The 14012-nt window shown below is 44.3% G+C and carries 9 protein-coding genes; 3 read left to right on the top strand and 6 right to left on the bottom strand.

Annotated elements, in window-relative coordinates; translation table 11 throughout:
* The first annotated feature begins 346 nt into the window (after nt 1-346).
* Together E0D70_RS05725 and E0D70_RS05720 are read left to right on the top strand one after the other, a co-directional pair.
* The gene (locus E0D70_RS05725; RefSeq protein WP_133011320.1) at nt 347-3514 is read left to right on the top strand and encodes a DEAD/DEAH box helicase; all 3168 of its coding nucleotides are present in this window, start codon (nt 347-349) and stop codon (nt 3512-3514) included.
* A 152-nt stretch (nt 3515-3666) separates the two neighbouring features.
* On the top strand, nt 3667-4641 hold the full coding sequence (locus tag E0D70_RS05720) for an IS5 family transposase (RefSeq protein ID WP_133011319.1): 975 nt from the start codon (nt 3667-3669) through the stop codon (nt 4639-4641).
* A gap of 704 nt (nt 4642-5345) precedes the next feature.
* Here the strand turns inward: E0D70_RS05720 and E0D70_RS05715 are convergent.
* Together E0D70_RS05715 and E0D70_RS05710 are read right to left on the bottom strand one after the other, a co-directional pair.
* Nucleotides 5346-6449 carry an HNH endonuclease gene (locus E0D70_RS05715; protein WP_133011318.1) on the bottom strand — a complete coding sequence of 368 codons (1104 nt, stop codon included), beginning with the start codon at nt 6447-6449 and terminating at the stop codon, nt 5346-5348.
* A complete protein-coding gene (locus E0D70_RS05710) occupies nt 6446-7048 on the bottom strand; it encodes a class I SAM-dependent methyltransferase (RefSeq protein WP_207923208.1) in 603 nt (200 codons plus the stop codon). Before E0D70_RS05710 ends, E0D70_RS05715 begins: the two co-directional genes overlap by 4 nt.
* 310 nt (nt 7049-7358) lie before the next feature.
* On the opposite strand from E0D70_RS05710, the gene E0D70_RS05705 reads away from it, so the two are divergent.
* Nucleotides 7359-7607, top strand: coding sequence for a hypothetical protein (locus E0D70_RS05705; RefSeq protein WP_133011317.1), 249 nt, complete (start codon nt 7359-7361; stop codon nt 7605-7607).
* Between the two features lie 214 nt (nt 7608-7821).
* Here E0D70_RS05705 and E0D70_RS05700 read toward each other — a convergent pair whose 3' ends face one another.
* From E0D70_RS05700 to E0D70_RS05685, 4 genes are all read right to left on the bottom strand, one after another.
* Nucleotides 7822-8535: a copper resistance protein B gene (locus tag E0D70_RS05700; RefSeq protein WP_133011316.1), complete on the bottom strand. Its 714-nt coding sequence runs from the start codon at nt 8533-8535 to the stop codon at nt 7822-7824.
* A gap of 10 nt (nt 8536-8545) precedes the next feature.
* Nucleotides 8546-10495 (bottom strand): copper resistance system multicopper oxidase, encoded by a 1950-nt coding sequence (locus E0D70_RS05695; RefSeq protein ID WP_133011315.1) that lies wholly within the window; start codon nt 10493-10495, stop codon nt 8546-8548.
* 213 nt (nt 10496-10708) lie between these two features.
* Entirely contained in the window at nt 10709-11065 is a 357-nt protein-coding gene (locus tag E0D70_RS05690) for a hypothetical protein (RefSeq protein ID WP_133011314.1), read from the bottom strand.
* Nucleotides 11066-11371: 306 nt separating this feature from the next.
* Nucleotides 11372-13942: a TRAP transporter permease gene (locus E0D70_RS05685; RefSeq protein ID WP_133011313.1), complete on the bottom strand. Its 2571-nt coding sequence runs from the start codon at nt 13940-13942 to the stop codon at nt 11372-11374.
* Nucleotides 13943-14012 lie beyond the last annotated feature (70 nt).

The following is a 14012-nucleotide window of genomic DNA, read 5'->3' as shown; positions in this document are numbered from 1 at the left end:
CTGTTCACGCACGGGAATCACTCCTCGTGCGCTTTTCTCCCGATGATTAGCGATCACATGATCCGCCATCCGCTCGTCAGGCTTACCACTGATTTGAAATACGCTTAAGCAATGAAATTGATGATCATAATGCAGAATAAGATAGCCAACCCAACCAATATCCCTTGCCCCTTAGCGGCAGATTATCGCGTAATTGAGACATCGTGATTGAACTCATCTAAACCAAGATCGTTATCACTAGCCTTTCTGCCTTTTACCTCCTCAGTACCGCTCCACAGAAAACGCTTTAAACCTTGTTTGCAATAGACTTTTTAGTACACTAACCATTCAATCAAGGAGTGGTGAAATGGAACAAGTTGGCATTTACGAACAATTAATAACGCAGGTCATCGAGAAGAATCTCAATCGCGATCAGTTTTTTGTTGGTGAGCGCCAGCTAGAATCCGCCGAGGCCGCTACATGGTTATCGCGTTTTCTAGGTAAGCTTGTTGCCCACGCTATCGACACCATTCCCCAATCAAACGAACGCTTACAAGAACAAATTACTCTCGCAAACAATCTAGTACTCTGGCTGAAAGACCATATAAAAGACGATGAGCTGATCAGTGAAAACCTCATCGACAGCCAAGGACGCATTTTAACCGCCCTATTTACGACTAAAAACCCGATTGCCGCAAATCTCAAAGACTACACCAATGAGATTTTCCCGCTCACCGGACTCACTCAAAGCGAGCTATTTAGTGGCGCCAATGCTGGTATTTCCCTTGAAACCGAGCTCAAGCGTGAGATCAAATCCGCTGACACCATTTACTGGCTGGTTTCTTTTATAAAGTGGACTGGCCTACGGATTTTTAAGAACGAATTGGAAGAATTCACTAAAAGCGGCAAGCAGCTCAAAGTCATTACCACGTCTTACATGGGCGCCACTGACGTCAAAGCGGTGGAGTTTCTCGTCAGCCTACCCAACACAGAAGTAAAACTGAGTTACAACAATCAACAAGAACGCCTGCACGCCAAATCGTATTTATTTATGCGTGATACTGGATTTCACACTGGCTATATAGGTTCATCAAATTTATCCCATTCTGCGCTGACCAGTGGGCTTGAATGGAACCTTAAAATCACCGCGCAAGAAATCCCACATATTATTGCCAAAACCAAAAGTACCTTTGAAACCTATTGGCAATCACCTGACTTTGAGCGCTTTACCGGCGAAGCAGAAAGCAAAGAAAAGCTCAGAACCTCACTAAATGAACAACGTGGCATTGGCCAATCAAACCATCAGTTTTATTTTGATATCACGCCTAAAACACATCAATTGGCGATTTTAGAAAAGCTCAGCGCAGAACGACAAGTTCACCAACGATTCAGAAATCTCGTGGTGGCGGCAACGGGCACCGGCAAAACGATTATCTCAGCGTTCGACTTTAAGCGAGTGTATGACGCCAAACCCAGTGCCAACTTTTTGTTTGTCGCTCATCGTGAAGAGATTCTTAAACAAGCACAAAATGCTTACCGTGGCGTGCTCAAAAACAATGACTTTGGTGAGTTATGGGTTGGTCATTATCAACCTCAACGTTACAACCAATTGTTTGCCTCCATTCAAACATTAAACAAACAACTCACGTCATTAAAGCTCAGTGATGATTACTACGACTACATCGTCATCGACGAAGTGCACCATGTAACAGCGGCCAGTTATCGCGATGTTTTAGCGCACTTCACACCACACATATTACTCGGCTTAACGGCCACACCAGAACGACAAGATGGTGCCAATATATTAGATGATTTTTGTGGTGTGATCGCCGCAGAAATTCGCTTGCCAGAAGCCATTAATCAACGCCATTTGTGCCCATTCCAATACTTCGGTCTGGATGACGACACAGATTTAAGCCAAGTCACATGGCGAAACGGCCGCTACGACATTGCTGAGCTGAGTAACCTTTATACGGGTGAAAATCATCGCGCAACAAAGATCATCACCAGCCTGAGCGACATAGTCACCAATGTGCAGCGAATTAAATCACTGGCGTTTTGCGTTAGCCAAAAACACGCTGAATTTATGGCCGCTAAGTTCAATCTTGCGGGTATTCATGCAGATGTTCTGATCAGTAAAAACACCAATGAACGTTCACAGAAGCAACAAGCATTGCGCCAAGGGAAAATACAAATACTCTGCGTGGTGGACATTTTTAATGAAGGGGTCGATATCCCAGAAGTGGACACCTTGTTGTTTTTGCGGCCGACAGAAAGCTTAACGCTGTTTTTACAGCAACTAGGTCGTGGCCTTCGTCTACCAGAAAACACGGGCTCATCGGCTAATTCAAAGCAGTGCTGTACCGTTCTCGATTTTGTGGGTAATGCCCGTGCTGAGTACGATTTTGCCAGTAAATTTCGAGCACTCATTGGTAAAACTAACCAACCCCTTAAAACAGAGATAGAACACAACTTCCCTCACTTGCCACTGGGTTGTCGAATAGAGCTGCAAGCGCAAACCCAAAAGACAATTTTGCGCAATATCCAACAGGCCATTAACAGTAAGAGACGCTTACAACAGCTTATCCATGTTTACTCTCAACACACCAACGAAGCACTCACATTAAGCAATTTTTTACGCCTTAATCCACAAGTCAGCCTCGAAGACATTTATAAACCCAAAGAGAAAAAACTAGGTGGTTGGTATTGGCTAAAAGGCGATGAGATACCACCTGAGCAAGCCGATGTGTATGCGGCGTATTACCGAGCAATCAATACTCAGTTACTTGGTTGCGACTCACTAAGCTATTTACACTTTTTGCTTGAACTGTCTCGCCATAATTTCGACTTTGTGAAGACACCTCAAAATAATCAGTTTGCCCTAATGGCCCATTACAATTTCTGGGACAACACAGGAAATACGCTAGGTTTCGACACTCTTGAGCAAAGCTTACAAGCTTTGATCCACCCATTACTGCAACAGGAACTAGAGCAAGTAATCAGCTTGCTCATCCAACGAATTCACCAGCAAGAAAGTGAGCTCGCCTGCTTGCCCAATCACGCGATCAAATTGCACAGCCGCTACACGCGACAACAGATACTCGCCGCATTTGGCGCCCACTCATTTGAGAAGAAATCCACCGCCCGCGAGGGCGTTTTAGAGTTTAAAGAACAGAACCTAGAATTGTTATTTGTCACACTGAATAAATGTGAAAAGACCTACTCGCCTACAACTCTGTACCACGACTACGCCATTAGCCCGACCCTGTTCCACTGGCAGACTCAAAACAGCGCCCGCCCAGAACACGGTCGCGGACTAAGCTACATCCAGCACCGCCAAACAGGCAAAACCATACTGTTATTTGTACGAGAACAAGGAAAGGATGAAAACGGTAGGACTATGGGGTTCGTAAACTATGGCGAAGTAAAATACCAAAGCCACAGTGGCAGCCAGCCAATGAACATAACGTGGCAACTCACCAGCCCCATGCCAAGCGAAATGTGGCATGAGGCAGGAAAATTAGCGGTTGGGTAATTATGAGGTCATGAATATTTCATCGTATTCAATCGTGTTTATCTTAAACTTACTCAAAAGTTTTGGTTTATCAAAACCGATTAGCTCCTTAGGAATATGCGAATAAGTCCTAGCCATGCGATAATCACGCTTTAAGCCTTCGAGTCTTAACCATGTCACACCAACTCACTTTTGCCGACAGCGAGTTCAACAACAAACGCCGTAAAACACGTAAGGAAATTTTCCTTTCTCGCATGAATGAGTTGATGCCTTGGGATCAACTAGAAGCGGTTATTGAGCCTTTTTATCCTAAAGCAGGCAATGGCAGAAGACCTTACCCACTTTCAACCATGTTCCGTATTCACTGCATGCAACATTGGTACAACATGAGTGATCCTGCCATGGAAGACGCTCTGTATGAAGTTACGTCAATGCGCTTGTTTGCTGCGTTGTCGTTAGATAATCCGATTCCTGACCACACAACCATCATGAACTTTAGGCACTTATTAGAAAAACACAAACTCTCACGCCAGCTTTTTAAAGAAGTAAATAGATGGTTGTCTGACGCTGGTGTTTACCTTAAAGAAGGCACCATCGTAGATGCGACCATTATTGAAGCGGCCAGCTCAACAAAGAATAAAGCCAAAGAAAGAGACCCTGAGATGCATCAAACTCAGAAAGGAAAGCAGTGGTTCTTCGGTCTCAAAGCGCACATTGGTGTGGATGCAAGAACGGGGCTAACACATAGTCTAAGTACGACTGCAGCAAACGTGCACGACATCACGGAAACAGCGAACCTTCTTCATGGAGAGGAGTGTTTTGTCTCGGCAGATTCTGGCTATCGCGGCGCTCAAAAGAGAGAAGAGTTAAAGGGTATCAAAGCAGACTGGTTGATTGCGGAGATTCCGAGCAAAATAAGAATCTTAAAAAAACACCCTAGAAAAAATAAACAGCCCATCCAAACGGAATATATCAAAGCGAGTATCCGAGCAAAAGTCGAACACCCCTTTAGAATCATCAAGTGTCAGTTTGGTTTTAGAAAAGCTATTTATCGTGGGTTGGCTAAAAATGACAGTAAGCTCGCCATGCTGTTTGCTCTTGCAAACGTGTTTCGAGTTGATCAGATGATCCGAGCCACAAGGGGTTAGTCCGTTTAAAAATCGCTAAACAAGGTTCAATTATCTTGTTTAGCGGTAGAAAAATGATAAACCAGCCACATTAATGACTGACATTGGGCTTTTCAGAATGTTAAGGCGCTCAGCTAGACTTGATCGCATGTTCCCTAGACTTTTCGTCTTGAAATTGTATAACAAAGCAATCACCTTGACCCGCAGGTAAAAAGTGTACAGAGCAATTTTTTTTTGGCATCTTGAGGTCTCTTTTCATAAATTATGGTTTGCTCTCATAGAGAAATATTAGCCAAATAATTTACTCTCAATAAATTTTATTTGATGAAATAACTCTATATCTGAGCAATAAACACCAGTCTTCCAGCACACTCCAACTCCCCATGATCACACCTGAAGCGCAGTTAATGATGAGTAATTTACAGCATAGATGCTGTACAAAGCGTATCTTGGCCATGGATGCCCTATCTACGCTGGTTACGTTCATATCATTAACTATGTTGAAAACATTGTGTGATCCTCGGGGCACAATGTGACTCTAAAATACGCCCGGTGACAGCCGCCCTTTGGTTTTCGACAGCAACCTAGCAAGCAAACTCGAATAGAGTTTTTAAAAATTCATTCGCATCTCAAACAAAACCATATGAAAATTTACAACTAAAGAATGACCTAAAAATTAAACTTTGCGCTCTTCGGGTTAGCAAACTCTACGTCTACGGTACGATCTAAACCTCATACCCTGCAGGCTTTTCTGCCACTAATCCAACCAGCTCACGTTCTTGTAGCATTACCCCTGCTTCTTCAAATGTATTCCTTCCAAGCCAGAGTTTGGCATTGCTGGATTCCGCTACTTGATACGCCCAGTTGCTGACGGCAAGTGAGGTGTCGGCGTCACAGTGAAAGTAACCGCCAAGCTCATTGCTGATGGTTTGGGTATGGGTCACTAGGTTCTGCTCTTGCCAGCGGGCTCGGTGTATTGGCGCGGCTAGAAAGTCTCGCTTGTTGTTATTGCAGGTACGATGGGCGGCGACAAAGTTGTGGCCAAGGTCGTTGGCGTAACGAGAAAACGGAATAAAGTGATCCACTTCTACGTCACCTTTCATCGGTTTACGACAGTAAAAACATTGGTTGGTCTGCAACTCGATCAACACAGGTTTGGCTTTCGTCAGGGCGTTGCGGTCTACGCCAAATAAAAAGTCTTGTAGCTGGCTTTGGCGGCCAATTAACGCTTGGTTGTGTTTAATACTTTGGATCTTTTGTAGCCATGCGTTTCTCGCAAGGTAGACAACAAGGTCGTAAAAGCGTCTAAAACAACTGGCGATTCCTGCGTTTAGTCTTATGTATTTGGTTTCTCTGCCTGAGCCAAAAAGCTGATGAGGATACAAGAAGCACTCTTCTTGTCTTGCGAGTATTTGCAGACGCCACAATGGGCCGGTTTTTAGTGTGTGCATCGCCGCAGTAAACGCAGGTTTATACAGTGAGCTTTGCTTAAGTTGGCGCATGTTACGAATGTTGTTTTGTTGGCATTCAAACAAGACGCTGATTACCTTAGATTGTGCGCCCGTGTTCTGCTTAAGTAAGGCGCTTTCCCCTGTATGCTCCGCTGAAAACGGCATGGCGTGGTGCCAATATAAGGTAAGGAGTTTGTCCGCTAGTGTGGGCAGCGTTATGTCTAATGTGTTGTTATCAGATAAAGAAGTTTGCTCTACGCACACATCGGCAATGGCGTGTAAAAGAGCAAATTTATAAGTGGCGCTAAAGTCCCCTTCCACCAGCATGCGCTGTATGTAAGCGATGAAGTCGAGTTGCTGCTGCATGACGTTGTTCATTTTTCTGGCGCCGCTTTGATCAAGGCGTTTAGCCAGATTTCGTGTTCGCGTCCAGGTCGCTGATCAGGGCTTTGCCAATGCTTGATTAGGCTGAGCTTAGGGCAAGCATAGATCAAGTCACTTAATGCGCTTTCATTGAGGTCAGTGAATTCACGGCCATGGTCTATGCGCTCTGTGGTGCCGTATTTGAATGAGACATACAAGACGCCATTCGGTTTTAAGGCATTTTGAAGATTAATAAAAACCGCTGGAAGTTCGTCTTTCGGAACGTGTAATAAGCTGGCGCAGCACCAAATACCATCGTATAGGTTTACACGATCTAGTTGCTGAAAGGTGTTTACTTCGACGCTTTGCTGTAAAAACTCGCTGGCTAATGCAGCAAGCTCTTCACTGGCATCAAAGGCACTAACGCTAAAACCTTGTTGTTTAAAATACGCGGCATCGCGAGCGGAACCACAGCCCGCGTCTAGAATGTGACCATTGGGGGGGATCGTCGGTAAAAATTCGTGATACAGCGCCGACATATCAACATGACGTGTTGAGTCAGTAAAACTTTGGGCGTTTTGATTATAGAAAGCTAAGGTGACATTCGACTGCAAATTGACCGTCCACTGGTTGACTTTACTATCCAATAACTTACATGAAGATAATGCGTAAATATAGATTTTTCACAACATTTCTTAACATAAATCATACGCAAAGATGACACACGACTGTCTGTTAATTTTTCAGATCCATACCAAGTCACAACACAGCGAATGACGAATAAACAAACAGCCCTAGAATAGCGCAATAGCGAAGGCTTTATACAAGGACATTTGTATTTTTGGCTGTGCGCTATAGAATAGCCACCACTCTGTATTTGAGCTCATCACGGCTTACGCAACACGATAGAATAAGGTATTAGAAATGAATAACGAACAAGCGGTAATAGACAACCTAGAAGATCTAAAAAAGTTTCTACTTAGCGTAGAAAGTGGTGCTTTACCTTTAGAAGGTGTTTCTGGTGTGGGCATGGCAACCAACAATGCGGATGGCCGTCATTTTGTGGCGGTATTTGATGAGCAACAAAAAGTGCTGTTGGCTCGTTGGATCAGTAAAGAAGTGTTTGAAACAGGCAAAGACATGGTTCGTCATGGTGTTAGCCGCAAGCATTGAGTGACTTAAACATCACTAAACAGGGTTGTTGGCCTTGTTTAGTGACATAAAAGCAGACAATTGCATGCTGTTTTAAAACCGATAAATAAGTGGAGAATCGTTACTCCACTTATTGGTAAGTTCTCTCGGTTTTTGCATTGATTACATTAATGATGTGCAGATAAGACCTCTTCCAGTTGCTTCTCACTGCTCGATGCGTTTGCTTTCTAAAGCATTAAAACCACGCTTTTACACCAACAACAAACTGGGTATCACCCGTACTTTCTCCGTCACTACGAACAAGATCGGCGGTATTGCCAAGCTTCTGACTCCAATCTAGCCCTATATAAGGCGCAAATTTACGGGTTATTTCATAGCGTAATCTAAGACCCGCGCTGATGTCGGATAGCCCAGAGCCAATGTTGATGGTTTCATCTTTTTTACTGTAGGCATTAATTTCAAACTCCGGTGTTAAAATCAGTCGTTGAGTAATTAACCAATCCTGCTCAACACTTAAACGAAGGGCGGTACGCCCCTCTTCACCCACAAATAATGCGGCATCAATATCAAAGAAGTACGGCGCTAAACCTTGAACACCCAACACAGCCCAGTGGCGAGTCGGTGTTGGTTTGGTGTCTTGTCTTACCCCCATTTGTACATTCCAATACGGCGCGATAGCGTGGCTGTAGAGCGCTTGGATTTCTAGGTCTTGCTCATCACTGTTTGTGTATTCACTATCCACTTTAAGCCAAAGCTTGTTTAAGTCGTAACCGAGCCAAGCTTGAGCACTGACACGGGTAGCGTCGCCAGATTGAACACCTTTTTCCAGTTGATCAATCATGACACTGGTTAACAAGGGGTCATCTTGCGCTTCTGCATAAACAAAAGAACTGCCAAACGCGGTGGCTACTAACGCCAACGTATGGATGGGTGATTTGAAATTTTTCATCTAGTGCCCCTTATTTAACGACAACTTTTCGGAACATGCCTGGCATGTGATAAAGCAAATGACAGTGATAAGCCCATTGCCCTAACGCGTCCGCGGTGACCAAATAGCTAATCTTCGATCCCGGTTGAACCATAACGGTGTGCTTACGAGGAATGTAATCAGGGTCGCCAGTTTCAAGCTCGCTCCACATGCCATGGAGATGCATGGGGTGGATCATCATGGTGTCGTTTATCAAGGTAATTCGAAGTCTTTCTCCGTAAGTAAGCTCAAGCGGCTCTGAATCGGCAAATTTAATCCCATTAATGGACCACATATAACGATCCATATTGCCCGTTAAGTGCAACTGGATTTCTCTACTCGGCTGACGCGTATCTCGCGTGGCGTGAAGCCCTTTAATGTCTGCGTAGGTCAGTACTTTTCGATGGTATTTTTCTTGATGGTCTCTCAACCCAATACCTGGATCATTCAGGCCACTTTTTGGTGTGTCTACGCGCATATCGACTTGTGGACCGGATTCTGAATCTAGATGCTTTATGTCACTGTTACTGCCATAACCCGCTACGCCTAATACACCCATTGGCATCTTGCTGTGATCCATGCCCTGCATTGCGTCTTCACTCATTGGCATCTTGCTGTGATCCATACCTTGCATTGCGCCTTCACCCATTGGCATCTTGCTGTGATCCATGCCTTGCATTGCGCCTTCACCCATTGGCATCTTGCTGTGATCCATGCCTTGCATTGCGCCTTCACCCATTGGCATCTTGCTATGGTCCATGTGTTCCATATTCATGCCCATATCACCATGAGTAAGAATGGGCATTGGGTCCATGGTTGGTACTTTGGCTGATAAGGCATAGTCCGATGTTAGATTGCCAATGGCATAGCCTGACCGATCAATACTTTGCGCAAAAAAACAGTAGGCATTATCGACTTCTGGCTCAACAATCACGTCATAAACTTCCGCCACACCAATACGAAACTCATCGACAATAACAGGTTGAATGTTTTGCCCATCACTGGCCACTACCGTCATTTTCAGCCCTGGAATACGAACGTCAAAAATGGTCATAGCAGAGCTGTTAATCACTCGAAGACGTACTTTCTCACCCGCTTTGAATAACGCCTGCCATGGCTGTGCCGGTGAATTACCATTCATCAGATAGGTATAAGTAGCCCCTGTGACATCTGAAATATCTCGATCACTCATGCGCTGCTGATTCCACATAGAGCGCGCTTTCCATGTGTTCACTAACCCTTGTGTTTTGATATCTGAAAATAAGTCAGACATCGTTCTTTCATGGTAATTATAATAATCTGATTGTTTTTTTAAATTCGCATAAATGCTTTCTGGTGCCTCGTTAGACCAGTCCGACAGCATGACAACATGCTCACGATCAAAGACAACCGGGTCGGCTTCTTCTGGATCAATAACGATGGCGCCATACGCCCCCGTCTGCTCTTGAAACCCAGAATGGCTGTGATACCAATAGGTGCCACTTTGTTTAACAGGAAATTGATACTCAAAGGTTTCCCCAGGCTTTATTCCCTTAAAGCTTAAGCCTGGGACACCATCCATACCGGTCGGTAAAATCATCCCATGCCAATGCAGTGAAGTGTCATGATCAAGGTTGTTTTTCACCCTAAGAGTGACGGTATCCCCTTCTTTCCAGCGCAATAACGGCCCCGGTAGTAATTGATTAATCACGGTCGCACGAGCAGGCTCGCCTGTAATATTGACTGTTTTATAATCGATAGTTAACTCGAATACTTTCCCTGATAACGGCGTTAAAGATTGAGCCATTGTGTTTGCCAACGCGTTTTTTGAAAAAGGAATGGTCGTCAAAGCCAATATGGCAGACGCGCCAAAAACAAACTGACGGCGACTCAGCACCTTGTTTGCAAAAGCAGGTTGAGCTTGTTTGTTCGATCTATCAAGCGGACTTTTTGACTGTGTCATTACATGCCCTCCTTTGTATGTACAAAACAAAGCACACAAATGTGTGGGCGGAACAATCCAACATAACGGATAAAAGACATAGAGTGTCTCCAATATAATTCTGTAAAACGTTCAAAGCAGAACGCATCGCCACTTTTGTATAAAGCGGAGTTAAAAACGAAGAATTTTTATGGATTTGGGCAGGCTTACAAAAACAAGAGACTGACCCAAAATTCAGACAATAATGGGAGGGCGATATAAAGATGAACTGTGATGAGGTAACTTGCGAATAATCAAAGTCGCGTTATGTCGAGTGATTATTCGCTCAGGCAATAGCACTTGGTGATCTAGCATTGCGATGGTAGCTAAGCACGAAACCATAGAACAAGAATGAGTGCTTTTGCAGCAATCAGGCTTAACAAGAGTGTCTTTTTTACAAGACAGATCATTACTTGCCATAAGAGACGATGAAGACAAAGAATCTTGCATAGCTAAATGTTTCATCGGACTCGATACAGCCAGAGAAGCAGACGCCTGACTAAGGAAGGCGATCAAGACAAACAAGATAACAATGATATTTTTTTGCCTCATGCCCTAACCCCAGTTTAATTACATCAACATGATACCGCGACAGATAAATTTTCTCCATGACTTGAGTCGGTATATCCCTACATTCAGACAATAAGCGGCGAGAATGTTCTGATGAATGTTAAGTTCTAATCGTGGGCTAAAAAGGAGGCAGCGCGTACGCTGCCCCAAACTTCCTAGGGTTACTTTGTTTACTAACAGCAAGTTACTGTGTTTGCTAAAAGCAAATTTGGTTTTAACTATTGGTACTGATCTGAGACCAAAAAAGGGGGCAGCGATAACACTGCCCCAAAACTTCCTGGGATAACACTATGATGCTTTATCTCGGCGTCTTCTTTGGGTAAAGAACACAAAGCCAAGTAAAAACAAACTTGGGATATACACAAAGGCTTTAGAAGGTTGCTCAGTGGCCACTTCTAACCCTGTGATCATTTGAAACGCTTCAAATCCTGCTTGGTAAGCATCACTGCCGATGCCTACGCTATCGACTTCCACTCGGCTACCTTTGATATAAAGGTTAAGGCCAGCATTTTCTAGCACCTGCTTAAATGGCCCAGGCTCTCTAACGATCAGTAGATGAATTGTGTTTTCTACTTTTCCTGAGTAACCATCGTCAGATACGTGCAGTCTTAACGCTTCGCCTTGCTTAATAACCTTATCTTGCTTAAGAAATTCACTCATTGGCATGTATTGATGAGGCTCGACAACTTTGTCGATCCAAAAGCCAGGTCGAAAAATACTAAAAGCGATCAGTAGTAAGGCTGCGGTTTCCCACCATTTACTCTTAACTAAGAAGTAACCTTGCGTCGCCGCCGTGAAAATCAGCATCGCTAAGGTCGCAATCACAAAGATGAAGATCCCTTGCACTACTGTCACGTCAATCAACAAAAGATCTGGATTAAAAATAAACAAGAACGGCAGGATTGCAGTACGCAATGCGTATTTGAATGCCACTATGCCTGTGCCGATCGGTTTACCACCTGATATTGCGGCGGCGGCAAAGGAGGCTAAGCCCACCGGTGGCGTCACATCGGCCATTAAGCCAAAATAGAAGACAAATAAATGTACCGCGATTAATGGCACAACTAAGCCATTCGATGCCCCGACTTCAACGATCACGCCGGCCATTAAAGAAGACACAACGATGTAGTTGGCTGTCGTTGGTAACCCCATGCCAAGAATCATACAAAGCACGGCCACCAAGATTAACATCAAGGTAATATTGCCAAACGATAAAGCTTCTACCACATCGGCTAAGGCGGAGCCCACACTGGTCTGGGAAACCACGCCAACGATGATGCCTGCGGTAGCGGTCGCAATGGAGATGCTCGCCATGTTTCGAGAACCCGTGACCATACCGTCAAATAAGTCTGTCGCGCCGGTCCATAAAGAAGCGCCCTTTTCCTTGCGGAATACGCCATCTAACAATGGTTTCGTCAGAATCATAAAGATGGTCAGTAAAGCCGCCCAAAAAGCACTTAAACCAGGACTAAGACGCTCTACCATCAAACACCAAACCAATACGAATACAGGCAACAAGTAATACATACCTGAGCGGAATATTTCTCGTGGCTCTGGTAAGTTACTAAGGTCATGGTCTTCTGCACTGCACAGTTTAGGGTATTTGGAACCTATCTTTAGCAAGCCAACATAGCTACCTAGTACTAATACAGTCACAAGATAAATAGAGTTGTTGCCTGCTAATGTTTTTATCCAGCCAAGCCCATAATAGACAATGGCGCAAATCACACAGAGCGATAAGAACCCAAATAGAAAAGAGGACAGCTTTCTTACCAAGCTGACTTTGGCCCCTTTTCTTGGCAAGCCTTGCATGTTTTCTTTTAGCGCTTCTAGGTGAACGATGTACACCAAGCCTATATAGGAGATCAATGCAGGTAAAAAGGCGTGTTTTATCACTTCCAAATAACTGATGCCGACGTATTCAACCATTAAGAAGGCAGCAGCGCCCATAACCGGCGGCATGATCTGACCATTTACTGATGACGCAACTTCTACTGCACCGGCTTTTTCTGCCGAGAAGCCCACTTTTTTCATCATGGGAATAGTAAAGGTACCGGTTGTTACGACGTTGGCGATGGATGAGCCAGAAATCAGCCCCGTTAGACCAGAAGCAACAACCGCGGCTTTCGCAGGTCCGCCTTTAAAATGCCCCAGACAGGAAAAGGCAAGCTGAATAAAGTAGTTACCCGCTCCGGCTTTGTCTAAAAGACAGCCGAATAGCACGAAAAGAAAGACAAAATCCGTGGCAACCCCTAAGGCAAGACCAAACACACCTTCGGTGGTAATCCACTGATGATTGACGACCTCATAAATACTAAAGCCTTTATGAGCAATCATCTCTGGCATGTGATTGCCAAAGAAATTGTAGGCCAAAAAGGTGGCTGCAATTAAAGGCAAGGTAATGCCAAGACTTCTACGTGCGGCTTCAAACAATAAGGGAATACCAATACAGGCTACGATAACATCTTGCAGAATTGGCGCACCAACGCGAGTGGCGATATTCTCGTATTCGATAAGGTAATAAGACGCACAAAGGCTCGCCACAATAGCCAGTATCCAATCCGCTACAGGAATTTTGTGAAGCGATGAATGACGACCAAATGGAAAGTTTAAAAAGACTAAGAAAATAGCGAATGATAAATGAATAGAACGTGCTTGGTTACTGTTCCAGCGTAATAAATCAGTATCTAATACATAAGGGAATGGTGACGCTATCCACAGCTGAAAAAGCGCCCAAACAAAAGCAACAATTAAAGTGATCTTTAATTGGAGTCCCGTTGCTTTTCGGCCACCCATATCATTTGATGCAACCAAGTCATCTAAATCCGTCGAGCTACTGCTCTCCTTAACTAGATTCATGTACCAACTCCAGGAGAATATGGTGATAAGCGGCTGGGGATGAAACCCCCAGCGGCATGATAAGACAAAC

The sequence above is a fragment of the Marinomonas flavescens genome (assembly GCF_004352835.1).
Taxonomy (GTDB): Bacteria; Pseudomonadota; Gammaproteobacteria; order Pseudomonadales; family Marinomonadaceae; genus Marinomonas; species Marinomonas flavescens.
This window is presented reverse-complemented; position numbering and strand designations above follow the sequence as displayed.

What these genes read in the sequence shown, in the direction of transcription:
- E0D70_RS05725 (WP_133011320.1), top strand. Translation starts at nt 347, where the DNA reads ATGGAACAAGTTGGCATTTACGAACAATTAATAACGCAGGTCATCGAG.
- E0D70_RS05720 (WP_133011319.1), top strand. Translation starts at nt 3,667, where the DNA reads ATGTCACACCAACTCACTTTTGCCGACAGCGAGTTCAACAACAAACGC.
- E0D70_RS05715 (WP_133011318.1), bottom strand. Translation starts at nt 6,449, where the DNA reads ATGAACAACGTCATGCAGCAGCAACTCGACTTCATCGCTTACATACAG.
- E0D70_RS05705 (WP_133011317.1), top strand. Translation starts at nt 7,359, where the DNA reads ATGAATAACGAACAAGCGGTAATAGACAACCTAGAAGATCTAAAAAAG.
- E0D70_RS05700 (WP_133011316.1), bottom strand. Translation starts at nt 8,535, where the DNA reads ATGAAAAATTTCAAATCACCCATCCATACGTTGGCGTTAGTAGCCACC.
- E0D70_RS05695 (WP_133011315.1), bottom strand. Translation starts at nt 10,495, where the DNA reads ATGACACAGTCAAAAAGTCCGCTTGATAGATCGAACAAACAAGCTCAA.
- E0D70_RS05690 (WP_133011314.1), bottom strand. Translation starts at nt 11,065, where the DNA reads ATGAGGCAAAAAAATATCATTGTTATCTTGTTTGTCTTGATCGCCTTC.
- E0D70_RS05685 (WP_133011313.1), bottom strand. Translation starts at nt 13,942, where the DNA reads ATGAATCTAGTTAAGGAGAGCAGTAGCTCGACGGATTTAGATGACTTG.